The organism is Stenotrophomonas sp. Ker107b (assembly GCF_053847245.1).
This window is the reverse complement of the sequence record NZ_JBSPHX010000001.1, coordinates 1,557,981-1,582,740: the sequence shown is the minus strand read 5'-3', so window position 1 is coordinate 1,582,740 and position 24,760 is coordinate 1,557,981. Positions and strand designations below refer to the sequence as shown.

21 protein-coding genes and 1 riboswitch are annotated in these 24,760 nt (G+C 65.9%); of the genes, 14 read left to right on the top strand and 7 right to left on the bottom strand.

Translation table 11 applies throughout. The features are described 5' to 3' along the window. Nucleotides 1-56 precede the first annotated feature (56 nt). Together ACWV8V_RS07205 and ACWV8V_RS07200 are read right to left on the bottom strand one after the other, a co-directional pair. Nucleotides 57-2,408 (bottom strand): heavy metal translocating P-type ATPase, encoded by a 2,352-nt coding sequence (locus tag ACWV8V_RS07205; protein ID WP_455899338.1) that lies wholly within the window; start codon nucleotides 2,406-2,408, stop codon nucleotides 57-59. Continuing rightward, nucleotides 2,405-2,803 (bottom strand): heavy metal-responsive transcriptional regulator, encoded by a 399-nt coding sequence (locus ACWV8V_RS07200; RefSeq protein WP_259259743.1) that lies wholly within the window; start codon nucleotides 2,801-2,803, stop codon nucleotides 2,405-2,407. Before ACWV8V_RS07200 ends, ACWV8V_RS07205 begins: the two co-directional genes overlap by 4 nt. A 212-nt stretch (nucleotides 2,804-3,015) precedes the next feature. Between ACWV8V_RS07200 and ACWV8V_RS07195 the strand changes: the two genes are divergently transcribed. The 10 genes from ACWV8V_RS07195 (at nucleotide 3,016) to map (ending at nucleotide 13,907) form a co-directional block, all read left to right on the top strand. Then, on the top strand, nucleotides 3,016-4,080 hold the full coding sequence (locus tag ACWV8V_RS07195; RefSeq protein ID WP_455899337.1) for a helix-turn-helix domain-containing protein: 1,065 nt from the start codon (nucleotides 3,016-3,018) through the stop codon (nucleotides 4,078-4,080). Between the two features lie 114 nt (nucleotides 4,081-4,194). Beyond that, nucleotides 4,195-4,995 (top strand): redoxin family protein, encoded by an 801-nt coding sequence (locus ACWV8V_RS07190; protein ID WP_455899336.1) that lies wholly within the window; start codon nucleotides 4,195-4,197, stop codon nucleotides 4,993-4,995. 39 nt (nucleotides 4,996-5,034) lie between these two features. Continuing rightward, nucleotides 5,035-5,844, top strand: coding sequence for a thiol:disulfide interchange protein DsbG (gene dsbG, locus ACWV8V_RS07185; protein ID WP_455899335.1), 810 nt, complete (start codon nucleotides 5,035-5,037; stop codon nucleotides 5,842-5,844). 378 nt (nucleotides 5,845-6,222) lie between these two features. Next, complete coding sequence (locus ACWV8V_RS07180; RefSeq protein WP_455899334.1) at nucleotides 6,223-7,665, top strand: DcaP family trimeric outer membrane transporter; 1,443 nt, start codon at nucleotides 6,223-6,225, stop codon at nucleotides 7,663-7,665. Between the two features lie 51 nt (nucleotides 7,666-7,716). Next, nucleotides 7,717-9,066 carry an arginine/agmatine antiporter gene (gene adiC / locus ACWV8V_RS07175; RefSeq protein WP_259259749.1) on the top strand — a complete coding sequence of 450 codons (1,350 nt, stop codon included), beginning with the start codon at nucleotides 7,717-7,719 and terminating at the stop codon, nucleotides 9,064-9,066. A 21-nt stretch (nucleotides 9,067-9,087) separates the two neighbouring features. After that, entirely contained in the window at nucleotides 9,088-11,376 is a 2,289-nt protein-coding gene (locus tag ACWV8V_RS07170; RefSeq protein ID WP_259259750.1) for an Orn/Lys/Arg family decarboxylase, read from the top strand. A 28-nt stretch (nucleotides 11,377-11,404) separates the two neighbouring features. Continuing rightward, nucleotides 11,405-12,307 carry a cation diffusion facilitator family transporter gene (locus ACWV8V_RS07165; RefSeq protein ID WP_259259751.1) on the top strand — a complete coding sequence of 301 codons (903 nt, stop codon included), beginning with the start codon at nucleotides 11,405-11,407 and terminating at the stop codon, nucleotides 12,305-12,307. 117 nt (nucleotides 12,308-12,424) lie between these two features. After that, nucleotides 12,425-12,856 carry a RidA family protein gene (locus tag ACWV8V_RS07160; RefSeq protein WP_455899333.1) on the top strand — a complete coding sequence of 144 codons (432 nt, stop codon included), beginning with the start codon at nucleotides 12,425-12,427 and terminating at the stop codon, nucleotides 12,854-12,856. 74 nt (nucleotides 12,857-12,930) lie between these two features. Further along, nucleotides 12,931-13,143 (top strand): ParD-like family protein, encoded by a 213-nt coding sequence (locus tag ACWV8V_RS07155; RefSeq protein ID WP_088433419.1) that lies wholly within the window; start codon nucleotides 12,931-12,933, stop codon nucleotides 13,141-13,143. Next, nucleotides 13,140-13,907: a type I methionyl aminopeptidase gene (gene map / locus ACWV8V_RS07150; protein WP_346466894.1), complete on the top strand. Its 768-nt coding sequence runs from the start codon at nucleotides 13,140-13,142 to the stop codon at nucleotides 13,905-13,907. Before ACWV8V_RS07155 ends, map begins: the two co-directional genes overlap by 4 nt. 52 nt (nucleotides 13,908-13,959) lie before the next feature. Here the strand turns inward: map and ACWV8V_RS07145 are convergent, their stop codons facing one another. Continuing rightward, nucleotides 13,960-14,190, bottom strand: coding sequence for a helix-turn-helix domain-containing protein (locus ACWV8V_RS07145; RefSeq protein WP_455899332.1), 231 nt, complete (start codon nucleotides 14,188-14,190; stop codon nucleotides 13,960-13,962). Next, nucleotides 14,190-14,648 carry a DUF2975 domain-containing protein gene (locus ACWV8V_RS07140; RefSeq protein ID WP_455899621.1) on the bottom strand — a complete coding sequence of 153 codons (459 nt, stop codon included), beginning with the start codon at nucleotides 14,646-14,648 and terminating at the stop codon, nucleotides 14,190-14,192. The genes ACWV8V_RS07145 and ACWV8V_RS07140 overlap by 1 nt, the downstream gene beginning before the upstream one ends. A 275-nt stretch (nucleotides 14,649-14,923) precedes the next feature. On the opposite strand from ACWV8V_RS07140, the gene ACWV8V_RS07135 reads away from it, so the two are divergent. The 4 genes from ACWV8V_RS07135 to pnuC all read left to right on the top strand — a co-directional run bounded on the left by ACWV8V_RS07135 (nucleotide 14,924) and on the right by pnuC (nucleotide 21,320). Further along, nucleotides 14,924-17,122: a hypothetical protein gene (locus ACWV8V_RS07135; protein ID WP_455899331.1), complete on the top strand. Its 2,199-nt coding sequence runs from the start codon at nucleotides 14,924-14,926 to the stop codon at nucleotides 17,120-17,122. Between the two features lie 100 nt (nucleotides 17,123-17,222). Next, on the top strand, nucleotides 17,223-18,359 hold the full coding sequence (locus ACWV8V_RS07130; protein WP_455899330.1) for a phosphotransferase enzyme family protein: 1,137 nt from the start codon (nucleotides 17,223-17,225) through the stop codon (nucleotides 18,357-18,359). A gap of 39 nt (nucleotides 18,360-18,398) precedes the next feature. After that, nucleotides 18,399-18,494, top strand: a riboswitch (TPP riboswitch). A 67-nt stretch (nucleotides 18,495-18,561) separates the two neighbouring features. Beyond that, nucleotides 18,562-20,727, top strand: a complete 2,166-nt coding sequence (locus ACWV8V_RS07125) for a TonB-dependent siderophore receptor (protein ID WP_455899329.1) — start codon at nucleotides 18,562-18,564, stop codon at nucleotides 20,725-20,727. Further along, nucleotides 20,724-21,320, top strand: a complete 597-nt coding sequence (gene pnuC, locus ACWV8V_RS07120; RefSeq protein WP_455899328.1) for a nicotinamide riboside transporter PnuC — start codon at nucleotides 20,724-20,726, stop codon at nucleotides 21,318-21,320. The genes ACWV8V_RS07125 and pnuC overlap by 4 nt, the downstream gene beginning before the upstream one ends. Nucleotides 21,321-21,368: 48 nt before the next feature. Here the strand turns inward: pnuC and ACWV8V_RS07115 are convergent, their stop codons facing one another. From ACWV8V_RS07115 to ACWV8V_RS07105, 3 genes are all read right to left on the bottom strand, one after another. Then, complete coding sequence (locus tag ACWV8V_RS07115; RefSeq protein WP_455899327.1) at nucleotides 21,369-23,420, bottom strand: TonB-dependent receptor domain-containing protein; 2,052 nt, start codon at nucleotides 23,418-23,420, stop codon at nucleotides 21,369-21,371. Nucleotides 23,421-23,562: 142 nt separating this feature from the next. Then, nucleotides 23,563-23,796: a hypothetical protein gene (locus ACWV8V_RS07110; protein WP_259259760.1), complete on the bottom strand. Its 234-nt coding sequence runs from the start codon at nucleotides 23,794-23,796 to the stop codon at nucleotides 23,563-23,565. Beyond that, nucleotides 23,793-24,722 carry a hypothetical protein gene (locus ACWV8V_RS07105; protein ID WP_455899326.1) on the bottom strand — a complete coding sequence of 310 codons (930 nt, stop codon included), beginning with the start codon at nucleotides 24,720-24,722 and terminating at the stop codon, nucleotides 23,793-23,795. The genes ACWV8V_RS07110 and ACWV8V_RS07105 overlap by 4 nt, the downstream gene beginning before the upstream one ends. Between the last annotated feature and the right edge of the window lie 38 nt (nucleotides 24,723-24,760).

Genomic DNA, 24,760 nt, shown 5'->3' with positions numbered 1-24,760 from the left:
GATGACGTTTTGGATTGGCAAGGAAAAAGTGAAGAAAGTTCATCAGGCATGCGCGCTCATCGGCTGGGCAGTCGTTGATGGCGTAGACGCAATGCGTTGCTGATCACCGATACCGAACTCAAGCTCATCGCAACCGCGGCCAACATCGGCGACAACGCGATGCCGAGCGGATACAGCACGCCGGCCGCAACCGGAATGCCCAGCCCGTTGTAGAGGAGCGCAAAACCCAGGTTCTGGCGCATGTTGCGCACGCTCGCCGTCGATAGCTGACGTGCACGCAGGATGCCGCGCAGATCGCCCTTGACCAAGGTTACCTGCGCACTCGACATCGCCACGTCGGTGCCGTTGCCCATCGCGATTCCGACATCCGCACTCGCCAGTGCCGGCGCATCGTTGATGCCGTCGCCGGCCATGGCCACCTTGCGCCCCTGCGCCTGCAGCGAACGGATCAGCTCGGCCTTGTCGGCAGGGCGCATTTCGCCGTGCACTTCATCCAGGCTGAGTTCCGCTGCGACGGCCTTCGCCGTGGCGATTCCATCGCCGGTCGCCATCACGATGCGCAGGCCATCACGATGCAACTGCGCGATCGCTTCCGCGGTGGACGCCTTTATCGGATCGGCCACGGCGAGCAGACCACCGAGCCGACCGTCCACGGCGAGGTACATCACACTGGCGGCGGCTTCCCGTAGGTGCTGTGCAGCGTCTCGCAGCGCATCCAGCGCAATGCCGTGCTCATCCATCAGCGCCGTGTTGCCCAACAACACTGCCTTGCCCTCGACCACACCCTGTACGCCCATGCCGGTGAGGGAATCGAACTCGTCCACACTGGTCAGCGTGACACCGCGTGCACGCGCTTCGGCAACGATCGCCGCGGCCAGCGGGTGTTCGCTGCCTTGATCCAGGCTGGCTGCCCAGCGCAACACCTCATCGGCGCTGAACGGTGCAACCGGCTGCACCGCGCGGAATGCCGGCCGACCTTCGGTCAGCGTGCCGGTCTTGTCCACCACCAGCGTATCGATCTGGCGCAACGCTTCGATGGCCTCAGCGTCGCGGAACAGCACACCATGCTGCGCGGCGCGACCGGTGGCGACCATGATCGTCATCGGCGTCGCCAGCCCCAGTGCGCAGGGGCAGGCAATGATCAACACCGCCACGGCGCTCAGTACGGCGTGCGTCCAAGACGGTTCGGGTCCGAACAGACCCCAGCCGAAGAAGGTGAGCACCGCAACGGAAAGCACGGCGAGGACGAACCAGTACGCGACGGTGTCGGCCATGCGCTGCATCGGCGCACGCGAGCGCTGTGCCTGCGCCACCAACTGCACGATCTGCGCCAGCACGCTGTCATCGCCGAGCCGGTCGGCACGGATCACCAGGCTGCCGGTGCCGTTGAGGGTGGCGCCGATCACCGTGTCACCGATGGCCTTGCCGACCGGCACGGGCTCGCCGGTGAGCATCGATTCATCGATGGAAGAACGGCCTTCCAGCACCGTGCCATCCACCGGCACTTTCTCACCGGGCCGTACGCGCAGGCGATCGCCGGGTTGCAGGGCGGTGATGTCCACGTCCTCTTCGTGGCCATCGTCGCGCAGGACGCGGGCGGTTTTCGGCGCCAGCCCGAGCAGTGCCTTGATCGCGGCAGAGGTCTTGGCACGGGCCCGCAGCTCCATCAGCTGGCCCAGCAGGGTCAGCGAAATGATCACCGCGGCCGCCTCGAAATACACCCCCACATGCCCATGCTGCTGGAACGAGGGGGGGAACAGGCCCGGTGCGATCGTGGCGGCCACGCTGTAGCCGTAGGCGGCCAGTACACCGGTCCCGATCAGCGTCCACATGTTCGGGCTGCGGTTGCGGATCGACTGCGCCCAACGCTGCAGGAACGGCCAGCCGGCCCACAGCACCACCGGGGTGGCCAGGGCCAACTCGATCCACACCCGCAGGTCCGGCGACAAACCGTGCAGCAGCGGTGTCATCGCCAGCATGGCCAGCGTCATCGTGGCCACGCTGAGCGGCAGGCTCCACCAGAACCGTCGGCGGAAGTCGATGAGTTCCGGGTTTTCGCCCTCCTCGAGGCTGGGCATCATCGGCTCCAGCGCCATGCCGCAGATGGGGCAGGTGCCCGGGCCTTCCTGCACGATCTCCGGGTCCATCGGGCAGGTATACAGCGTGCCCGCCGGCACCGGCTCGGCCACATGCGAGGACGGTTCCAGGTAGCGCTGGGGATCGGCGCTGAACCTGCGCCGGCACCCGTCGCTGCAGAAGTGGTAGTCGCTGTGGTCATGCCGGGCGTGATGGGCGGTCGTGGCGGGATCCACATCCATGCCGCAGACCGGATCCTTCACGGTAGTGGCGCCGCTCGCTGCCCTGGCGCTGCAGCAACTCCCGCCACCCTGCGCGTGGGGCTTGCTCATGAGTGACTCTCCGTCAGTGCGGAGAGGATCGGGCACTGCTGCAGATCGCCGTGGCCCGGGCACGCATCCACCAACTGCTTGAGCGCGGCGTGCATCCGCTGGAGTTCGCGGATGCGTGTTTCGATGTCGGCGAGTTTGTCCACCGCACTGTCGCGGACCTGGGCCATGTCCTGGCCACGTTGATCGCTGAGGCTGAGCAGTTCGCCGATTTCCTCCAGGGTGAAGCCCAGTGCCTTGGCACGCCGGATGAACTGCAGGCGGGTGAGGTCGTTGGCGCTGAAGACGCGGTAGCCGCCCGCGCTGCGTTGCGCCGTGGGAAGCAGGTGCTGCCGCTCGTAATAGCGGACGGTATCGATAGGTACGCCGGCCTGGCGTGCGAGCTGTCCAATGTTCATGACCACCTCCTGGATGATGGGGGTGATTGTGAACCTTGGAGTCTGGTCCAGAGTCAAGCCTTACTGAAACCCCACTGGGAATTCACTCCGCATGAAATTTGCAACTAGTTGCATGGCTGTCTGTCCGGGAGGGTCGTAGCCTCAGGCGATCTCACGTACCGCCCAGGTGTGCCGGGCCCCATGCCCGGCCGCAACGTTTCAGGAGTTTGGCCATGGATGCACCCCGTAACACGCTCCAGCCCGATCGTCGGCTGGACACCCCGACCCTGATGGAAGTGGCGGTGGTTGAATTTCCCGGCAGCCTGCGTGCTGCCGCGCCGGTGTTGTCCGAGCTGGCCCAGCGCTGCAATCGCTCGGTCGCTGCTGGGCGGCGAAGCGGCGCGCGGATGCTGGTGACCCGCTGGACGATGTCCTCGCGTGGCATGCAGCGCGTCGCCGGTGCAGAGCTGTTCGGCGATGCGCTGCCGGCCATCGTGGTGATTCCTGGCAGTGAGTCCAGCTGGGCGGTGTCCGTGCCGGACGAGCGCCTGTTGGCTTGGCTGCGCGAGTGCCATGAGGAGTGCAGCCTGATGGCCGGGTGCGACGAAGGCGGCCTTCTACTCGCCGCTGCCGGCGTGCTGGCCGGCCGCTCAGTGAGCGTGCCCGATCCGTCGCGTTGCCCGGCATTGCGGACGATGGTGCCCAGCTGGCTGCCCAGCGAGCGCACCCTGGTCGACGACGGCGACCTGTTGACGGCCGCAGGGCAGGAGGCATGGAAGTACCTCAGCCTGCGGCTGCTGGCGCGGGTCTACGGACAGAGTGTGATGAACACGGTGATCCAGCAGCTGCAGCTGATGATTCCGCGCAGCGAGCTGGACGATCTGGAGCGCTTCAGCCCCAACTTCGCGCATGGCGACCGCTGCGTTCTCAAGGCGCAGCGCTGGCTGCACGGCATCGCGGCCCGCGGCGTGGGCCTGGATGACATCTGCGCGCAGGCCGGGCTCGAACCGCGCACGTTGCAGCGGCGTTTCCTGAAGGCCACCGGCATGCGCCCGATCGAGTACTGCCAGCGGTTGCGCATCGCCAAGGCGCAGTTGCTGCTGCAGAGCGGGGGTGTGGTCGACCAGGTGGCGTGGGCGGTAGGTTACTCCGATCAGAGCGCGTTCCGTCGTCTGTTCCTGCGCATCGTCGGGGTGACACCGGCGCGTTATCGCCGGCAGGTGGCGGCGCAGCACCGCGAGCGCGCCGCCAGTGGGCCATCCGGACGGCTGGTCGAGCCGATCCGCTCGGCTGCCTGAATCGTGCACGGTCGTCGTGCTTGATCCTCCAAGGCCTTGCGGTGACCATGCCCACGGGCCCGATGCAATGCAGCTGTCGCCCGGAAACAACCTCGGCGACGGTGGAGGCGACGAATGATCAGTAGTGCAGGCCCGGTACCGCTTGCGGTGGTGTGGGTGTTGGTGGCCACCGGCATCGCAATGCTGGTGGCCAGCGTCATGCGGGGGACGACAACCGAAGGCGCGCCGCGTCCTCGGTCGGTAGTGGTGGACATGCTGCTGCTGGGCCTGCTGGCGGGACGTGCCGGCTTTGTGATCCGGCATGCTGGCGACTATGCCGCCGATCCCTGGGCGATGCTGCGGATCGGCGATGGTGGATTCCTTTTGTGGCCGGCGCTGCTGGTGGGGTTGGGGTGGGGCGCATGGCGTCTGCGTCGCTGGCCCGCACTGCGCCGTCGCGTGGGTGCCGCTGCGCTGGCGGGTCTGCTGAGCTGGGCGGTGCTGTCGACCGGTACCGGGTGGCTTCAGCAATCACGGGTGACGTTGCCGGCGATCACGCTGAGCTCGCTGGAGGGACGCCCGACCGCGCTGAACGATACCCAGGGCAAGCCGGTGGTGATCAATCTCTGGGCCAGCTGGTGCGGCCCGTGCCGCCGCGAAATGCCGGTGCTCGCGCGCGCGCAGCAGCGCCACCCGGATATCGGATTCCTGTTCGTCAACCAAGGGGAAACGCGCGACGAGGTCGACGCGTTCATGGCGGCCGAGCAGCTGTCGCTGCACAACGTACTGCTTGATGAAGACGCGCTCACCGCCGAGCAGCTGCAGGTCCACGCCTATCCGACTACCCTGTTCTTCGATGGGCAGGGCCGGCTGCGGCACCTGCACCTGGGCGAGCTGACCGCCGCGGGCCTGCAATCCAAGCTCGACGACCTGTAACGGTCGCGGGTCGTTTGTTCCATGAATCCTGGAGTTTCCATGACGTTGAATTCCCCGCGCACGCTGGTCACCGCGTTGCTCATCGCACTGGCCGGTTGCAGCCAGGCGCAGACGCCGAAGGCAGCCGATGCGGCAACGGTGCCAGCCGGCGGTGATCGCCCAGCGGTCCTGAAAGGCATCGAGAAGCATGGCTTTGAAGTGATCGGCGAGTTCGATGCGCCGGGTGGTCTGCGCGGGTTCGCCGGCGTGGTCGGCGGGCAGCAGCCGGCGGCCGCATATGTAACCGCAGACGGCAAGCACGTCGTGGTCGGCAGCCTGTTCGATGCCAATGGCCAGGACGTGGGCGAGGCACCGCTGGAAAAACGGGTGGCCAAGCCGATGTCCGAGCGCGCCTGGAAGAAGCTCGACGAGAGTGCCTGGGTGCGCGATGGCCGCGCCGACGCCCCGCGCGTGGTCTACACCTTCAGCGATGCCAATTGCCCCTATTGTCATCGCTTCTGGGAAGCGGCGCGCCCGTGGGTGGATGCCGGCAAGGTGCAGTTGCGCCACGTCATGGTTGGCGTCATCCGCGAAGACAGCCCGGCCAAGGCCGCGGCCATTCTCACCGCGCCCAACCCCAGCGCAGCGCTGCTGGAGAACGAGGGGCTGTTTGACCGCGGTGGCATCAAGCCGGCGGCATCGTTGACCGCCGAGGTGGCCAACAAGCTTGATGCCAATCAGGTGCTGATGATCGAACTGGGCTTCCAGGGCACTCCGGGCATCCTGTTCAAGGATGCGCAGGGAATGGTGCAGCGCCGCTCGGGCATGCCGCAGGGCGATGACATGACGGTGGTACTCGGCCCGCGCTGATCTGCCGCTCCGAACGGTGTATCTCGCGCCGGGTCCTGCCCGGCGCGATGCGTCATGCCTGGCGCTGCGGCGTGGCGCGATCACATTGACCTGAATCAAGGCCGCGTTTGCGTGGATCGCTACGCTGGCTGCCATGCGCACTCTCCTGCATTGCCTGGCCCCTTCCGGAAGCACGCGCGTTCAGTCAGGAAACTGCCTGCAAACGTTCACGACGTTCTCACTGCGCCCTTGCTACTCAGGCCGTTGGCAGCGCTGCGCTGGCAGTGTTGCCCTCAGGGATGAGGGGATCCCGTGCGAGCGTGCCCATGGCCCGCGACGTCATCGACGCCGGCTGGCGAGGGTGCATACGGCTGTGTGCGGGTCATGGAGGATGGGCTGATGCGCTTTGCTGTGTTGACGATCGCATGCGTGGCAGCATTGGCAGCTGCACCGGTGCATGCGCAGGATTCGGCCGCCTCATTGCGGCAGGACATCCAGACGCTCCGGCAGACACTGGACCAGATGGAGCAGCGCCTGCAGGCGATCGAATCGGGGAAGCCTCCGCCCACCCAGGCACGGATCGCCGCCCCCGTGGTACCTGGCACGACCGATCTTCGCACGACCGATCTTCCCACTGCACCCCCGGCCCCGTTGACGGCACAGGTACCGGGCATGGGCCAGGCGATCCTCCCGCAACGCGATTCCGTTGCGGATCCGTCCACCGCCGCGTCCCGCCCGGACAGCGCTGCCGGTCCGACCGATCCCGAGCTGAAAGGCTTCTTCGCGATTCCCAACACCGACACCCTGATCCGTATCGGCGGCTACGCCAAGCTTGATGCGATCGCCGATGCGCGTGCGGCCGGCGACCAGGAACAGTTCATCACCTCGTCCATTCCGGTCGGCAGCGCGCACCGTGATGTCGACAATTTCACTCTGCATGCCAAGCAGACCCGCTTCAGCTTCGAAGCACGGCGCCCGACCACGCATGGCAACCTGCGCTTCTATCTGGAGAACGACTTCTTCGGCAGCAGTGACAGCTATCAGTTCCGCCTGCGCCATGCTTACGGGCAGCTCGGCAATACCTACGCCGGCTATGGCTATTCGACCTTCATGGATGCCGACAGCCTGCCCGACACCCTGGATTTCGCCGGGCCGGGTGGGGCGGGCTACCTGCTGGTGGCCGGCATCCACCACAGCTTCGCGATGGGCAAGGGCAACACGCTGACCGTGGCTGCCGAAGATCCGGATACCCAGTTGAGCAACCCTGCCGAGGGGATCATGCCGGTCGATCAACTGCCGGATGTCACCGTTACCGCCCGGATGGAGCGCGACTGGGGCCATCTGCAGTTGGGTGCGGTCGCACGCAGCCTGGGCTACGACGGTGATGCCGGTGATGGGCGTCGTGTTGCCGGTGGCCTGCAGCTCAGCGGTTCGGCTGCGCTGGGCGAACAGGACCTGCTGCTGTTCGGCATGCTCGGCGGCAAGGGCCTGGCACGCTACACGGCCGATCTCACCGGTTCGGGCATGGATGCGGTGGTGACCGCAGACGGGCGCCTGCAGGCCCTATCGCTGTACGGCGGCTTCGTCGGATATACGCACTATTGGTCTCCGCTGTGGCGATCGAACCTGATCTACGGCCAGCTCACCAGCGGGCGCAACGAGGCGTTGGCCGCCGATGCCTTCCGGCAGAGCCGCTATGGCGTCTTCAACCTGCTCTGGAGCCCGGCGCCGTCCTGGACGATGGGCATGGAACTGCTCTATGGGCAGTTGGAACAGCAAAGCGGAGAGCGCGGCGACACGGTGCGGCTGCAAGGCAGCCTGCAATACAACTTCATCAAGTAACTCCCTCCACCCGGCATGACCGGGTCCCTGCCTGGCAAAGGAGCAAGCGTCATGGCACAAGCAAAGAAAATCGGGGTCGTCGGCGCCACCTTCCTGGTGGCCGGCAACATGATGGGGTCGGGGGTGTTCCTGCTGCCCTCCAGCCTGGCCAAGATCGGCACCGCCTCGATCTGGGGCTGGCTGGTCACCACCGCCGGTGCGCTGCTGCTGGCCTTTGTCTTCGCCAAGCTCGGCAAACTGGCGCCCAAGGCCGGTGGACCGTATGCCCATGCGCGTGACTGGTTCGGGCCCTACATGGGCTTCCAGACCAACGCCGTCTACTGGTTTGCCAACTGGATCGGCAACGTTGCCATTCCGATCGCGGCGGTGGGCTACTTCAGCTACTTCTTCCCGATCCTGTCCGAACCACTCCCGCGCTGCATCGCGGTGCTGGCGCTGGTGTGGGCGCTGAGCTTCGCCAACGTCATCGGCCCGTCGTTCGTCAGCAAGCTGCAGACGGTGACCACCAGCTTCGCGCTGGTGCCGATCCTCGGCATCGCGATCTTCGGCTGGTTCTTCTTTGATCCGACCATTTTCAAGGGCGCCTACAACGTCTCCGGTGAATCCAATTTTGGCGCGATCTCCAGTGCAGCGGCGTTGACGCTGTGGGCCTTCATCGGCGTGGAATCGGCGTCGGTGACCGCCGGTGTGGTCGAGAACCCGGAGAAGAACGTGGCCCGCGCGACGCTGGCCGGCGTGTTCCTGGCCGCGATCGCCTACATCGCCAGCTCCTCTGTGATCATGGGCATGGTGCCCAATGGCGACCTGCAGGTGTCCGATGCGCCGTTCGCGCTGGCCGCGGCCAACGCGGTGGGCGGCTGGGGCGGGGCGCTGGTGAGTCTGTGCGCCTTCGTGGGGGCGGCCGGCTCGCTCGGCGGCTGGATCCTGCTGACCGCGCAGAGTGCCAAGGCGGCCTCGGATGACGGCCTGTTCCCCAGCATCTTCAGCAAGACCAACAAGAACGATGTGCCGGTCAAGGGCGTGCTGATCGTGGCGGTGCTGATGACCCTGGCAGTGCTGGTCACCTCTACCTCCAAGACCGCCTCGGCCCAGTTCGATGTGATCACCTCTGCGGCCGTGGTGCTGACCCTGCTGCCGTACATCTACTCCTGCGTGGCCTGCTATTTCGTGGTGGAACGTTCGCACACGCTGGTCCATACCGGCGCCTTCTGGCTGCTGACCAGTGTCACGGTTGTTTACTGCCTGTGGGCGATCTTCGGCTCGGCCGGCAACATCGTGCAGTACGCCTTCCTGTTCGTGTTGTTCATCACGGTGTTCTATCCGTTCTTCAGCGAGGAGCGTCGCCGCCAGCGCGGCCAGCTGCCCGCACTCGACGCCGCCGTCCGCACGACGCTTTCGTGATCTTCCCCCAGGAGAATCCCTGTGTACTTCAAGTCCCTTGATTACCCGATCATCGTCATCGATGACGACTACGAATCCCCGCGCATCGGCGGCATCCTGATCCGTGCGCTGGTGGACGAGTTGCGCAAGAACGACCAGCGCGTGCTGTGCGGGTTGACCCTGGCCGATGCCCAGGCCGGTGCGCGCACCTATGTGGCGGCCTCGGCAGTACTGATCTCCATCGATGGCACCGAGGAGAATCCGGAGCAGTTCCAGCGGCTGTTGGGCTTCCTGCGCGAGCAGACAGCCCGCCGCGCCAACCTGCCGGTCTTCCTGTATGGCGAACGGCGCACCATCGAGAAGGTGCCGAGCAAGCTGCTCAAGTTCGTGCACGGCTACATCTTCCTGTTCGAAGACACCAAGAGCTTCATCTCGCGTCAGGTGATGCGCGCGGCCGAAGACTACATGGCGAACCTGCTGCCACCGTTCTTCAAGGCCCTGATCCACCACACGGCCGAGTCCAACTACTCCTGGCACACGCCGGGGCATGCCGGCGGCGTAGCGTTCACCAAGTCGCCTGTCGGGCGTGCGTTCCACCAGTTCTACGGCGAGAACACGCTGCGCAGCGATCTGTCGATCTCGGTGCCGGAACTGGGCTCGCTGCTGGACCATACCGGTCCGATCAAGGAGGCCGAGAACGAGGCGGCGCGCAACTTCGGTGCCGACCATACTTTCTTCGTCACCAACGGTACTTCCACCGCGAACAAGATCGTCTGGCACGGCACCGTCGGTCGCGGCGATGTGGTGTTCGTCGACCGCAACTGCCACAAGTCGCTGTTGCACTCGCTGATCATGACCGGCGGCATCCCGGTGTACTTCACCCCGAGCCGCAACGCGCACGGCATCATCGGCCCGATCAGCCTGGATCAGTTCACCCCCGCGTCGCTGCAGCAGGCCATCGCCGCCAACCCGCTGGCCAGCAAGGCGTACAAGGCCGGGTCAAAGCCGCGCATCGCGGTGGTGACCAACTCGACCTACGACGGGCTCTGCTACAACGCCGAGAAGATCGCCGAGGAGATCGGCAGCGCGGTCGATTTCCTGCATTTCGACGAAGCCTGGTACGCCTACGCTGCCTTCCATCCGTTCTACGAGAATCATTACGGCATGGCCAAGGGCAAGCCGCGCGAGCAGGATGCGATCATCTTCACCACGCACTCCACGCACAAGCTGCTGGCTGCGTTCTCGCAGGCCTCGATGATCCACGTGCGCAATGCGGCCTCCCGTGAGCTGGATGCCGAGCGCTTCAATGAAGCCTTCATGATGCACACCACGACCAGCCCGCATTACGGGGTGATCGCGGCCTGCGATGTGGCCTCCAAGATGATGGAGGGCGCGGCAGGCGAATCGCTGGTGCAGGAGATGCATGACGAAGCGATCGCCTTCCGTCGCGCGATGCTGCACGTGCGCGAGGATCTGGGTCGCGACGATTGGTGGTTCAGCGTGTGGCAGCCGGACAAGCTGGAGCGCTCGCTGGCCAAGGGCGATGCACCGGCCCCGATGGTGGCCAAGCGCAGCGAGTGGTACCTGCAGCCGGACGCACACTGGCACGGCTTCGATGGGTTGGTCGACGACTATGTGCTGATCGACCCGATCAAAGTGACCCTGCTCACGCCCGGGCTGTCGATGGACGGCGAGATGGGCCAGCGTGGCATCCCGGCCGCGGTCCTGAGCAAGTTCCTGTGGACCCGCGGCATCACGGTGGAGAAGACCAACCTCTACTCGGTGCTGTTCCTGTTCTCGATGGGCATCACCAAGGGCAAGTGGAGCACCCTGGTCACCGAGCTGATGGCCTTCAAGGAGCTTTACGATTGCAACGCACCGTTGACCCGTGCATTGCCGCAGCTCGCCGCCGAGTTCCCGATCGCCTACGCCGGCTGGGGTCTGCGCGATCTGTGCGATGCGCTGCATGCCTTCAATGATGAGTTCGGCGTGGCCCAGGTGATGCGTGCGATGTACGTGGACCTGCCCGAGCCGGTGATGACCCCGGCCGAGGCCTACGACCACCTGGTGCGCGGCCAGATCGAGCGGGTCGATATCGAGCAGATCAGCGGTCGTATCGCCGGCACCATGCTGGTGCCGTACCCGCCGGGCATTCCGACCATCATGCCGGGCGAGCGCTTCGGGGCCAGCGACGAGCCGATCATCCAGTCGCTGCGCATCGCCCGCGAGCAGAACGCCCGATTCCCGGGCTTCGAGTCGGATGTGCACGGGCTTATCATCGATACCGACGGCGATGCGCCGAGCTACAAGGTGGAGGTGCTGAAGATCTGACGCCCGCGCGGAGGACCTTCGGCCAGCGATGGATACAGCACGCGAGCAGCGGGTCCTCACATTCTCCATCGGGGTGACGATGGCGGTCAGCGCCATCGGCTTCATCGGCGGCCTGTTGGTGGGGTCGCAGGCGATCCTGTTCGACGGCGTCTACAGCCTGGTGGACGTGGCGCTGACCCTGGTGGCGCTGTCGGTGCTGCGGCTGGTGGCGCGGGAAGAAAGCCCGCGCTTCCAGTATGGCTACTGGCACCTGGAGCCGATGGTGGAGGCGCTTGGTGGGGCGATCCTGTCGCTGGCCTGCATCTATGCGTTGGCCAACTCGGTGATCGGGCTGACCACCGGGGGGCATGAGGTCAAGGCTGGGCCTGCGCTGCTGTGGGCCGCCGTACTGTGCGTGAGCAATCTGGCCATGGCGGCGTTCGTGCGTACCCGTGCGATGCAGCTGCATTCGGCGCTGCTGTGGCTGGACGTGCGCGCCTGGCTGCTCAGCGGGCTGATGAGCCTGGCCGTGGTGCTGGCGTTCGCGATCGCCTTGCTGCTGCGCGGTGGCGAGCATGCCCACTGGATTCCCTACCTGGATCCACTGGTGCTGGCCGCGATCAGTGTCGCGGTGCTGCCGGTACCGCTGCGCAGCGCCTGGAAGGCCATGCGCGAAGTGCTGCAGGTGGCGCCGGATACGCTGGATGCGCGCGTGCAGGCGGTGATGAAGGACTTCGTCGCCGAGCACGGCTATCTGGATTTCACCAGCCACGTGGCCAAGATGGGCCGCATGCGGTTCGTGGAAATCCACATCCTGACCCGTCCGGAAACGGTGATCGGCACCATCGGCAACGTGGACGCGATGCGCGACGAGATCGCCGAGCGATTGGACGCGCGCGGCAGCGAGTTCTGGCTGACCATCGATTTCACAGCCGATCCGGCCTGGACCTGATTCGGCGCGAAAGCGGAGTGTCCATGACTGCATCGCAGCGTTGCAATGCCCTGCGTTGACCTCAACCGCAGTTGAGGCCGGAGACTGCGCACTCACTCCCCGACGAAGTCTCCCCCCATGTTGAGCGATGCCCCTGTTGCGCCTGCCGGCCTGTTTGGTTTCATCAATCCGTCCGGGCTGTACGACCCGACCGCGAACGGCTATTCGCACGTTGCCGTGGTGCGGCTGCCGGCCCGGGTGATCCACATCGCCGGGCAGGGCGGGGAAACCGCCGATGGCATGTTGTCGCCGCGCTTCGAGGCGCAGGTCGCCCAGGCGCTGGACAACCTCAGCCTCGCACTGGCGTCGGCCGGTGCCACCCTGGCCGATGTGGCGAAGCTGACCGTGCTGGTGGTGGATCACGATCAGGACCGGCTCGGCATTCTGTCGGATCAGATCGGCCGCCGCTGGCCGCTGGGCCGTGCGCCGACCTGCACGCTGATTCCGGTGCCGCGGCTGGCATTGGAAGGCATGCTGTTCGAGATCGAGGCGACGGCGTACACCGGCTGAGCGATCCGGGGCGGGCCTTTTCATGTGATATACGAAACATATATGATGTGTATATCACTCCAGAGGGCTCGCCCATGGGCATCGTCAACATCGACGACGAACTGCACGACAACCTGCGCCGCGCCAGCGGCGTCTCGGGCCGCTCGATCAATGCCCAGGCGGGGTTCTGGATCAAGATCGGCATGCTGTGCGAGATGAATCCGGGTATGAGCTACCAGGAGATCGTCAGCCGTGAACTGCGTGCCGCCGGGGTCGAACCGGGCGCGTTGCGGGTGGCCGAAGCATGATCAAGACCGCTGAAGAACAGGCGCTGATGCGCGCATCCGGACGCCTGCTGGCACAGGTGTTCGACGCGCTGGACGAGCGTTCGCTGGAGGGCATGAGCACGCTGCAGGTGAACGACTGGGTCGAGCGTTTCATCGTCGATCAGCTGCACGCGCGCCCGGCGAGCAAAGGCCAGTACGGCTTTGCCTACGTGCTCAATTCCTCCATCGACAACGTGGTCTGCCACGGCGTGCCCTCACCGGATGTGATCCTGCGCAGCGGCAGCATCGTCAATCTGGACATCACCCTGGAGAAGGACGGTTACATTGCCGACTCCAGCAAGACCTATCTGATCGGCGAGGTGGACTACGCGGCCAAGCGGCTGGTGCGTGTGACCCGCGAAGCGATGTGGAAGGGGATTGGCGTGGTGCGCCCGGGCGCGACGCTGGGCGACATCGGTTTTGCGATCCAGCAGCATGCCAAAGCGCATGGCTACAGCGTGGTGCGCGAATTCTGCGGTCATGGCATCGGCCAGGAGATGCACGAAGAGCCGCAGGTGCTGCATTACGGGCGCCGCGGCGACGGGCTGGAGCTGGAAGAGGGCATGACCTTCACCATTGAGCCGATGATCAACCAGGGCCGCGCGGCGATCGACATGAGCGACGACGGCTGGACCGTGACCACCCGCGACGGGAAGCTCTCGGCACAGGCCGAGCACACCGTGCTGGTCACTGCCGACGGGGTTGAGGTATTGACCTTGCGCGGGGGCGAGCGGCTGCCCGACTGAACCCGGCCGCCGGGCTTGGCTCGGCTGCCTCATTCGCTATGTGTGGCCGCACTCAGTCGAGCGGCGGCAGGTCGCCTGCCTTTGGGTCATGGCTGAGCAGGTCACCGGGCTGGCATTGCAGTTCCCGGCAGATGGCCTCAAGGGTGGAAAAGCGGATCGCTTTCGCCTTGCCGGTCTTCAGGATGGACAGGTTGGCCAAGGTGATGTCGATCCGCAGAGCGAGTTCGGACAAGGTCATGCCCCGCTTGATCAGCATCCGGTCCAGGGTGATGACGATCGCCATCAGACCACCCCGTCGAGGTCTTCGCGCATCGCCGCGCCCACCGCGAAGACCCGCGCCATGACGAACAGCATCAGCACCGCGATCAGCCCGGTGATCGACAGGCCACCGCCGATCTCCATCCACGCAAAATCCGGCCCCATCCAGGTGGCGTAGGCGCCGATCAGGATGGAGAGCAGCTCCATGACCAGCATCAACCATGCCATGCGGCGCAGACGCAGCGCATGACCATGGGCGAAGAAGTGGCCGCTGCTGACCGCACGGACGAAGCGCTCCAGGTGGCGCAGGAACACCAGCCCGATCCCCAGCAACAGGGCGATGGCCACCAGGCCCAGGCTGAAATGAAGAAACAGGTTGCTGCCATGCGCCACACTCGTTTCTATCGAGGTGTGCAGCCAGCTGCGGTCGAAATACACGACAGGCAGGGCACACGCTGCGGCGAGAATGCCCAGCCAGCAGATGGCGGTCACGCCGCGGATGGCCGCATGGGTTACGTTGATGATGCCGTCCGACCCGAACGGTCGGCCGTTGGTGCTTGCCACTGTGCCTCCTTGATGGGCGGACCACGATGCCCGCCATGTTTATTGATAAACAATAAGATTATGACTGTCCAGCACAGCATGCACTGCAGCGCGTGCACCGGGACGTCAGGCAATCTCGCACGTCCGCCTTCACGTTGCACCGCTGCCGGCTTGTCGATAGTGAACGCACCTATTCTGCTCGGCCGCCGACCCACATGCCCCTGATTCCCGAGCGCGTCCAGCGCTGGCCCCGACCGTGGCGCGTCGCGCTGCTCTCGCTGCTGGTGCTGTATGCGCTGTATTTGCTGGCGGGCAACGTATTCCTCAATACGCCGCTGTTCGATGCGGTCACCAACCGCAAACCTGAGAAATTCACGATGCAGACCGGGCCGGCGCTGACCCTGATGCCGGGGCAGGCGGTGGTGTGGAACATCCGGATGCGCGGGCAGGCCAATCGGACGCAGTATGTGTTCCGCGCTGACCGAGCGAGTGCCTGGATCGACCTGCCGGCGCTGTTGCGCAAGGAAGTGCGCATTCCACGCATCGATGCCACGGGAGTGGAGGCCGAGGTCGAGCGTGTGGAGAAGGCCATCCCGCCGCCGCCGCGGGGTGACCGCGGCTGGACCCTGCGCTTCGATGCGATCCACAGCGACACCATCCGCAGCGGGCGCTTCGGCAAGCTGCTGATCGTGGGCCAGGGGCACGGCAACGTCGGTTTCCTCAAGCAGCTCAAGGGCGGGCCGTCGGAGCTGTTTGATTCCACCGCCGGCTTCGATGATGCCCAGGTCAGTTTCGACGGCGTCAACGTGCTGGACGATGCCCATATCGCCGCGCGCTTCCATTTCCCGCGGCACTATCGTGACGACGCGCCGGGGCTGCAGAAACTCGGCATCACCTGGGCACAGCTTCAGATCGATGCCCGCAGCCAGGGCCTGCGCATCGATACCGGTGGCCCACACGTCAAGGTGGGTAGTGCGGTCTCCAATGCACGCCTCACGGCGGATGTAACCCTGGAAGAGGGCGCGCTGCGGCCGGGCAGCAGGCTGGTCTGGCGGCTTCCCCTGCACGCGGGCGTCAACGCCGATGACCGCGGGCTGCTGTCGCTGCAATTGGATGTGGCGCAGGACATGCGGGTCCAGGCGCGGTTGCCGCGTGACCCGGAAACGGGCAGTGAACTCAATGCCGATGTCCGCGTGACCGGCCGGAAGATCCCGTTCCAAGCGCCTGCCGAACTGCTGCCGCGTCTGTCCGGCAGAGTGCAGGGCGCCTGGCAGTTCCAGTCACTGAACTGGATCAGCGACCTGTTCGTGAAAAAGCCTTGGTTCCATCTCGATGGCGGCGGTCTGCTCAAGGCCGATGTCATCCTCGCCGACGGTCAACTGGCGCCGGGCAGCACGGTGGATATCCCGCAGGTGGCCGCTGTGGCCGAGGTTGCAGGGGTACGGATGCGCGGCGACGCCCATGCACAGGGGCGGATTGTCGAGGGGGAGCCGCCACAGGCAGAGCTGAAGGTTCAGATCCCGCGCTTCCAGGCTGCGCCCACCCATGCGCCGAAGGACGTGTTGTTCGATGGCCGCCAGCTGGCGCTGACCCTGCGCGGTGATGCGCGCCTCAAGGAATTGAGTGATGGCATGCGGGCGCAGCTGCGTTTCACCGATGCACGGGTCCCGGATCTGACCGCGTACAACCGCTATCTCGGCAACGACAACGTGCGTCTGCTCGGCGGTACCGGTCTGCTCAGCGGCGATGTGTCGCTGGATGCCTCCGGCCGTGTGGGCAAGGGCAGTGCCGATCTGCGCGGCACCGGGGCGCGGCTGAGCGTCGCCGGCATTGCCATGCGCGGCGATGCGCAGCTGCAGGCCCGGCTGCAACGTGCGGATTTCGACAGCCGCCAGTTCGATCTGAGCGGCACCACGGTGGACCTGCGCAACATCTACGTGGGCGACGAAAAAAGTGACGGACGCTGGTGGGGCAACGTAGCGATCCGCAGCGGGCATATTGATGCGGCCGCGCCGTTCCAAGTCGATGGCCTGGCGGATCTGCGCCTGCGCGATGCCGGGCCGTTGCTCGGTGTGTTCGCTCAGCGCAGCGAGTACCCGCGCTGGGTGCTCGGGATGCTGGATTCCGGTGAAGTGCAGGCCAGTGGGCAGTTGCGTTGGCGCAGCGGCCAACTGATCGTAGACGACCTGCAGGCCGAGAACGAACGCCTGTCCTTGCAGGCGCGGCTGGATCTTCGTCATGCGCAGCGTCGCGGTGATCTGTATATACGCTGGGGCGTGCTGGGGGCCGGCATCGAGCTGCAAGGCGAGCAGCGCAAATGGCACCTTGCCGGCGCCCGCGACTGGTATGCCGAGCAACCGCGACTGCTGCCGGCCAAGCCGGCCGCCGCGAAGCAGGGCAACAGCACGCCCTGAGGGAGTAGACGGCTCCCCTCGGTGGGCCCGGCTTGGTATCCTCGCCGCGCCCACTGTCTGGTGACAGCGTGCCTTTTCGCCGTCATCGACCCGTTATCCCATGAGCAACAGCACCCACCGCGTCCAAGGCCTCAACAACGATGAGGTGGCCGCCGATTGGCCCGCCATCACCGACCGCGAGATCACTTGGCTGCGTGAGCGGTTTTCGCAGCTGGGCGAAGCGAGCCAGGTGCTGTGGCACAGCCCGCGGCCGATGTCTGCCGCCGCGATTGTCCAGAGCGAACGGGGCAGGGTGTTCGTCAAGCGCCACCATGGCAGCGTCCGCAGCGCAGCCGGCCTGACCGAAGAGCACCGTCTGCTCCAGCACCTGGCTGCCCAGGGCGTGCCGGTGGTCGAGGTGCTGCATGACCGCGACGGTGCAACGGCGGTCGAACATGAGGGCTGGACCTACGAGCTGCATACCGTGGGCCGCGGCCAGGACATTTATCGCGACGCGCCGTCCTGGACGTTGCTGACCGATACCGCGCAGGCGCGCGAGGCGGGCCGGATGCTGGCGCGACTGCACCGCGCGTCAGCCAGCTATCACGCACCCCAGCGCAGCACCCACCTGCTGGTCGCGCGCGATGATCTGCTCCGCGTCGTCGATCCGGTTGCCGCTATTCACGCCGGGCTGGGTGATCGCCCTGGATTGGCGGCCTACCTTGCGCGACAGGACTGGCAGGCCGATCTGCAGCGGGCGGTGCTGCCCTGGCACGCCGGGCTGGCTGAGCGCCTGCAGGCCGAGCCTCGCCTGTGGGCGCACAACGACTGGCATGTGTCCAATCTGCTCTGGCGTCAGGACGGCGATACGTACGTCGTCGAGACCGTGCTCGATGTTGGCCTTGCCTCACCGACCAGTGCCTTGTTCGACCTGGCCACCGCCATTGAACGCAACGCGGTGGCCTGGCTGGCGCTGGAGCGCGGCGAGGCGGCCGTGCGCGTGGATATCGCGCTGGCCCTGCTGGCCGGCTACCGCGAGATCGTGCCGCTGTCTGCCGAGCGCGTGCACCTGCTGGCCGATCTGCTGCCTGTCGTCCAGCTCGACTTCGCACTGTCGGAAGTGGAGTATTTCGAGGCCGTGACCCACTCGCCGGCCAATGCCGACGTGGCCTACCACACCTTTCTGCTCGGGCATGCTGACTGGTTCAGCACCCCGGCAGGGCAGGGCCTGCTGAAGGCGCTGCACGCCGCCGCCTGAGGGCAGGCTCGCAAATCCGTACGGTTTGTAGTGAAATAGTCACAGAAGCGGGGGTGCCTGGCGAAACCAGGCTGAGAGAGTCCCTTGGAACCTGATCCGGTTTGCACCGGCGTAGGGAGCTTTGAGCAGCAGGCATACCGCCGTGATGGGTCGGTGCGCGTGCGTGCCTTCGCTTCGTCTCCCCCAGCTGATGACGAATCGAATGAACCGTTGCTTCCGCCCTACGCTGTTGTCCGCCGCCCTCTGCGCCGCGCTGCCTCTTCATGCCAACGATCTCGCGGACGCGCCCGAGCGCTCGCCGACCGAGCTCGCCGCCGTGCGCGTGCAGGCGCATCAGCCGGCAGCTACCACCACGCAGACCAGCAGTTTCGGCGCGGGTGACTGGAAGAGCACCCCGGCCTCGGTGAACGTCCTGGATCGCGATCTGCTGGACAGCCGCCAGGTGCGCACGTTGTCCGAACTGGCCAGCAACGATGCCTCGCTGGGCGACAGCTACGCGCCGGTCGGTTACTACCAGAACATCGCGATCCGCGGCTTCCCGCTGGATACCGGTACCGGCTACCGTTTCAACGGCCTGTCCATCACCGGCGAGCAGCGCCTGGCGCTGGAGAACATCCAGTCGGTGGAGATCCTCAAGGGCGAGGCCGGCCTCGCCGCGGGCGTGATGGCACCGGGTGGGATCATCAACTACGTGGGCAAGCGCCCGGCCGAGGTGCGCAATGTCACCCTCGGCACGGATTCGGAAGGCTCGCGCTACACCGCGGTGGATCTCGGCCACTGGCTGTCGCCGCGTTTTGGCGTGCGTTTCAATGCCGCCTGGGAAGACAGCGATTCCTACATCGACCACGCCGACGGCCGCCGCAACTTCTATTCGCTGGCCACCGACTGGCTGATCGGCGAACGCGGCAAGCTGGAGGTGGATGCCAACTACCAGACCAGCGCGCAGCGCTCGGCCTCGGGCTATCAGCTGCTGGGCGCCACCGAGCTGCCGCGCGGCGTGGACCGCAAGCACATGCTGGGCTACCAGGCCTGGCAGCGGCCGGTCGGCATCGACAGCACCAACCTGACCGCGCTGCATACCTACGATTTCAGCCCGAGCTGGCAGTCGCGGGTATCGGCCAGCTACAGCCGCTCGGTGATCGACGACAACGTCGCCTTCGCCTACGGCTGCTACTACGCCGCCGGCTGCGCCGATGGCAGCGTGCCGGGCAACTACTTCGCGCCGAACGGCGACTACGACATCTACGATTACCGCAGCCCGGATGACACCCGCCGCAACCTCGAATTCCGTGGCGAACTGCGCGGCAGGTTCGCCACCGGCGATGTCCGGCACGAGCTGAGCGTGGGTGCGGACCGTTTCGAGCGCACCGTGGACAAGCGCCGCAACGTCAACGAGTACGTGGGCACCGCCAACATCCACGATGCACAGGTGCCGCAGTTTGAACCGTCGCCGCTGATGCCGGGCCCCTCCGCACGGCGTCTGGACAGCGCGCAGACCGCGGTGTTCGCACTGGACCGCATGAGCTTCGGCGACTGGCAGTGGCTGGCCGGTGGCCGCTTTGTCCGCCTGGACGAGCGCGCCTATGACAAGCGTGGCAACCCCGAGCGCCACAGCCGCCTGTCGCGCTTCCTGCCGCAGACCGCGCTGGTCTGGAAGGCCACCGATGAGCTCAATGCCTATGTCAGCTACGTGCGGGGCATTTCGCTCGGCCAGGAAGCGCCGTTCTGGACCTCCAACGAAGGCACGTTCCTGCCCGCGGTGCTGTCGCGCCAGACCGAAGTGGGCGTCAAGTATGTGCGCAGCGATGCGCTGACGTTGGGTGCCGCTCTGTTCCGCACTTCGCAGCCGTTCCAGTACGCCAAGCCGGATGGCAGCGATGTGGGCTACAGCTTCGTCCAGGAAGGGCAGCAGACCCATACCGGGCTGGAGCTCACCGCGCAGGGCCAGCTCACCGAGCGCCTGTCGCTGACCGCCAGCGCCAGTGTGCTGCGCGCCCGCGCCCGCGATGCCGACACACCGGATTACGAAGGCCATCAGCTGATCAACGTGCCCAAGACGCGCGCGAGCGTGCATGCCGAATACCAGCTGCCGTTCGTGACCGGCCTGGGGCTGACCGGCGGCTGGCGTTACGCGGCCTCCAACGTGGCCACCGCCGATGGTCGCGTGAGCGCACCAGCCTACAGCGTGTTCGACGCCGGCCTGCGCTTCAAACATCAGCTGGGTGAGCATCCGGTGACCTGGAATCTCTCGGTGGACAACCTGTTCAACCGCTTCTACTGGCGTGACACCGGCAGCAGCTCGGGCGACTACTACCTGTTCCCGGGCGCACCGCGTCAGGCCCGGCTGTCGGTCACGTTCGCACTATGAACCCGGCAATCCTGGAATGGTCGGCCGCCATCGTCAGCATGCTTGGCGTGTGGCTGATGACGCGCCGGGTCACCATTGCCTGGCCGGTCGGGCTGATCTCGGTCACGCTGTACGCGCTGGTGTTCGCCGAGGCACGGCTGTACTCGGACACGCTGCTGCAGGTCGTCTTCGGTGGCTTCCTGGTCTACGGCTGGGTGCGCTGGCGTGGCCAGGTGGAGGACGATGGCCGGGTCGCGATCATGCCGCTGGCGCGGGCGGCCATGTGGCGTGACCTCGGCATCGGCGTCGCCTTCGGCATCGCGCTCGGCGCGGCGATGCATTTCCTCACCAATGCAGCGTTGCCGTGGCTGGATGCAATGCTGGCTGCGCTGAGCCTGGTCGCCCAGTGGTGGCAGGCGCGGCGTCACACGGCCGCATGGTGGCTGTGGATCCTGGTCGACGTTGTCTACGTCGGCATGTACATGGTCAAGTCACTGCACGTGACCGCCGTGCTGTATCTGGTGTTCGTCGGCCTGGCCGTGATGGGGTTGCGGGCATGGACGGTGGCGCGCAACGACGCGCTGCTTCACAACGTAGAAGGGCGGCGCGGTTAAGTCCGCGCCGCCCTTCGTTGCTTCAGGTCTGCACTCGACCCGGCGCGGTCAGAACCGCGCCGTGGCACCCACGAAGAAGGTGCGTGCACCCCCGTCGTAGTTGTTGCCTTCTTCGATGGTGGAGACATCGCCGAGGTTGAGCACGCCCGCGCGCACGGTCAGGTGCTCGTTGACGTCGTAGCCGGTGACCAGGTCCCAGGTGGTGTACGCCTTGGCGAACGTCGCACTGGTGGAGGACACCAGCTGCTCGCCGATGTGCTGCGCGCTCAGGTTGAGTGACCAGGCATCGGTCACCTGCCAGTCCAGCGAGGTATTGGCGGTCAGCTTGGGGACCACCAGCAGGCTGGCGCCGGTGGTGCGGTTCTTCGATTCCAGCATGCGCGTGGCGTTGGTGACCCAGTTCAGTCGCTCATGCAGGGGCACGGTGACGCTGGCTTCGACGCCGCGGGTGCGGGCCTTCTGGATGTTCTGCGCGACCGTCCACCAGAAACCGTTGACGAAGCTGGTCGTCTGGCCGGGGATATCACGCAGCGGGACCTGCTGGATCTTGTCATCGAAGTCGGTCAGGAAGTAGGTGGCCGAGGCCGACCAGCCGTTCTTGTCGTAGCCGACGCCCAGCTCGTAGTTGGTGCTGGTTTCCGGTTCCAGGTTCGGATTGCCGGCCATGTAGCAGCCGGTGGTGCCGTCGGCGCTGATCGAGCGGTTGGTCCAGCCTTCCACGGTCAACGCGGTGCAGCCGTTGCCACCGGACTGGGTCGCCGCGCCGGCGGTGCCCTGCTTCAGGGTGGGCGCGCGGAAGCCCTGCGAGACACCGCCGCGGACAGTCCAGTCATCGGACGGGTGCCAGACGCCGTAGACGCGCGGGCTCAGGTTGTCGTCGTAGTTGTCGGTGTTGTCCCAGCGCAGGCCCACGGTCAGGATGAAGCGCTCGTGCAGCGTGATGTGATCTTCGGCGAACAGCGCCCAGGAGTCGGCCTCACTGACTGGGCTGATCCGCCCGGTACCGGTCCAGGTGACCGGCACGGTGCCGATGGTGTCGCCGTTCTTCAGCTCTTCGCGCTTCCACTGGCCGCCCACGTTCAAGCTCTGCTCGAAGCCCCAATGGAAGCTGCGGGTGAACGCGGTATCGAACACCGTCTCCTTGGAGTGGTTGCCGACGGCGCTGCCCTTGTCTTCGTAATCGTTCTGCACCAGCGTCGTCTTGGACGTGGCGGCATCGCCGTAGCGACCATCGTGCATGACCACGTAGCCGGTCTGCACCAGCTTGGACAGACCCCACGCACCGACCGCGCCGGCACCGCTGTTGCGCTGCTCGCCACGCGAGGCTTCAAAGCCGACGGTGTGGTCATCGTTGACGCGCCAGTTCAGCAGGGCGTTGGCGTTCTCGGCCTTGTTGCCGGGCGTCTGGCGGCGGCCGGTATCCGATTCGCGGTTGGTGACATTGGCACCGACGCGCAGGCCCAGGTTCTCGGTCAGCGGACCACTGAACAGCGCGCCCATCTGGGTGGTATCGCCGCGGGTCGGGGAATCGGGCTTGCTGTAGTTGAAGGTGACCGAGCCGCCCCATTCGTCGGCGATCTTGCGGGTGATGATGTTGATCACCCCGCCCATCGCATCCGAGCCGTACAACGAGGACATCGGCCCGCGGACCACCTCGATGCGCTCGATCATGTCCGGCGAAAGCCAGTTCAGATCCTGCGGACCCAGGTCATCGCGGTAGTTCACGCCGGAGGAATTGCCCTGGCGGCGGCCGTCGATGAGGATCAGGGTGTACTGCTCGGGCAGGCCGCGCAGGCGGATCTTGGACTGCGCGCCAGACAGCGCGTAGCCGCCGGTCACGCCGGGCACGGTGCTCAGCAGTTGGCCGATGCTGCTGACCGGCTTGCGTTCGATCTCCTCGCGGGTGATCACGCTGATGCTGGCGGGGGCGTCCTTGATCCACTGCTGGGCGCCGGTGGCGGTGACGACGACCGTGTCCATCTGCCTGGCCGAGGCGGCATCTGCAGCGGCATCCGCATGGGCCTGGCTGGCCAAGGCAAGACCAATGGCCACCGTCAGGGTGGCAACGGAACGACGGGAACGGGGAGAGGGGGGCAACATCGACGCAGTACTCCTGGGAAAGAGGGGTCCGCTGGCGATGGCTTGGGGACGTCCGTGTGGGAATTTCAACAACTCTTAACAATCGTATCACGAACCATTCGCATTTGAAATGTAAGGATACGTTTGCTGCAGGTCCCCTTGGTCAGCGCCAGCTGGGGGGTTCCCCTTTCTTCCAGCAGATTAGTACAAGCGCCACCACGACCGTCCAGGTGCACACTTGGAACGCCACAGGTTCTTTGAAGGGCGAGAACACGAACGGACAGGCCACCAGCAGCGCGAACGCGATGGCGTAGACCACCCATCCCTGCCAGGCGCACGGAAGGCCCCATCCCCAGCCATGGGACCGCGCGACAAACCAGTAGTGCTTGTCTTTCATTCCACCAAGACCAATTGTCCGGCAACCACCGGCCGCAGTGCCAGCTTGTGGGTAATGCTGGTGATGGTCCGGCGCGGATCGGTCGGGTGCGGCCGCGAGGCGGTGCTGCTTCTGCCCTGGCGCCACAGCCCGAACATGACGATCTCCGCGCCCACCGGGAAGGACTTCAGCCACGCCGCATCGGTGTGCCCGACGCTGACTTCGTAGAAATCCCGGCGGTCGGTCACGCCGGTGTGCTGATACTTCGGGGCACAGTTGAGGAAGGTGACGCCATGGGGGTCACCGGGCTGGGGTGTGCGATGTGACCGCACCGTCCCGAGCAGCGCCAGCGGCAGCTCGCTGGATGCCGAGCCCAGCCGTTCCCATGCTGCGTCGTAGCGGTCCTGCCCGTAGAGGAAATTCGCCCAATCGACCCGCTTCTTGCCCAGGCGCAGGGTCAGCTGCGCGGTCAGCAGCGTGTCGTCCTCGCACATCGCCTGCAGCGTGAGCAGGTCGGTAAGGGTGCGCAGGTAACCGTCGAGCGGTGCATCTGCCGGGAGAAGGGTCGGTGCGGCGCTGCCCCGCTTCAGGGCCTGCTGGAGGATCAGCACACGCAGCTCATGCCGGCCATCGCCCAGCGCAGGCAGGAACTCGGGATCGGTTCCGCTGGCGAGCAGGGCCTGCAGATGTGACGGAGCGTTGTAGCGGCACCCTGGCAGATGCTCAGCCCCCTTGTTCAACGCGATGTACGCAGGAACCGAGGCGGGAAGGGCACCGTCGGCACCGCTCCTGTCGTGCGCCGGGACGAATCGCACCGGCACGTTGCAGCCATCGCAGAGCAACGTGGGCAGGGTCTGCTGCGCGTCATGCCGCTTCTGCAGGTCGGCCAGCCGGTGCAGGGTGCCGTGCGTTCCCACGGCCTTGCGCATCTTGATTCCGCGACTCATCTGCAACCACTGCTTCGTTCAATGGCGACCATCATAGT

Coding starts and splice junctions, on each gene's coding strand:
- dsbG (WP_455899335.1), top strand. CDS start 5,035: ATGACGTTGAATTCCCCGCGCACGCTGGTCACCGCGTTGCTCATCGCA.
- pnuC (WP_455899328.1), top strand. CDS start 20,724: ATGAACCCGGCAATCCTGGAATGGTCGGCCGCCATCGTCAGCATGCTT.
- ACWV8V_RS07110 (WP_259259760.1), bottom strand. CDS start 23,796: ATGAAAGACAAGCACTACTGGTTTGTCGCGCGGTCCCATGGCTGGGGA.
- ACWV8V_RS07135 (WP_455899331.1), top strand. CDS start 14,924: ATGCCCCTGATTCCCGAGCGCGTCCAGCGCTGGCCCCGACCGTGGCGC.
- ACWV8V_RS07180 (WP_455899334.1), top strand. CDS start 6,223: ATGCGCTTTGCTGTGTTGACGATCGCATGCGTGGCAGCATTGGCAGCT.
- adiC (WP_259259749.1), top strand. CDS start 7,717: ATGGCACAAGCAAAGAAAATCGGGGTCGTCGGCGCCACCTTCCTGGTG.
- map (WP_346466894.1), top strand. CDS start 13,140: ATGATCAAGACCGCTGAAGAACAGGCGCTGATGCGCGCATCCGGACGC.
- ACWV8V_RS07195 (WP_455899337.1), top strand. CDS start 3,016: ATGGATGCACCCCGTAACACGCTCCAGCCCGATCGTCGGCTGGACACC.
- ACWV8V_RS07200 (WP_259259743.1), bottom strand. CDS start 2,803: ATGAACATTGGACAGCTCGCACGCCAGGCCGGCGTACCTATCGATACC.
- ACWV8V_RS07125 (WP_455899329.1), top strand. CDS start 18,562: ATGAACCGTTGCTTCCGCCCTACGCTGTTGTCCGCCGCCCTCTGCGCC.
- ACWV8V_RS07165 (WP_259259751.1), top strand. CDS start 11,405: ATGGATACAGCACGCGAGCAGCGGGTCCTCACATTCTCCATCGGGGTG.
- ACWV8V_RS07105 (WP_455899326.1), bottom strand. CDS start 24,722: ATGAGTCGCGGAATCAAGATGCGCAAGGCCGTGGGAACGCACGGCACC.
- ACWV8V_RS07160 (WP_455899333.1), top strand. CDS start 12,425: ATGTTGAGCGATGCCCCTGTTGCGCCTGCCGGCCTGTTTGGTTTCATC.
- ACWV8V_RS07145 (WP_455899332.1), bottom strand. CDS start 14,190: ATGGCGATCGTCATCACCCTGGACCGGATGCTGATCAAGCGGGGCATG.
- ACWV8V_RS07155 (WP_088433419.1), top strand. CDS start 12,931: ATGGGCATCGTCAACATCGACGACGAACTGCACGACAACCTGCGCCGC.
- ACWV8V_RS07190 (WP_455899336.1), top strand. CDS start 4,195: ATGATCAGTAGTGCAGGCCCGGTACCGCTTGCGGTGGTGTGGGTGTTG.
- ACWV8V_RS07130 (WP_455899330.1), top strand. CDS start 17,223: ATGAGCAACAGCACCCACCGCGTCCAAGGCCTCAACAACGATGAGGTG.
- ACWV8V_RS07115 (WP_455899327.1), bottom strand. CDS start 23,420: ATGTTGCCCCCCTCTCCCCGTTCCCGTCGTTCCGTTGCCACCCTGACG.
- ACWV8V_RS07205 (WP_455899338.1), bottom strand. CDS start 2,408: ATGAGCAAGCCCCACGCGCAGGGTGGCGGGAGTTGCTGCAGCGCCAGG.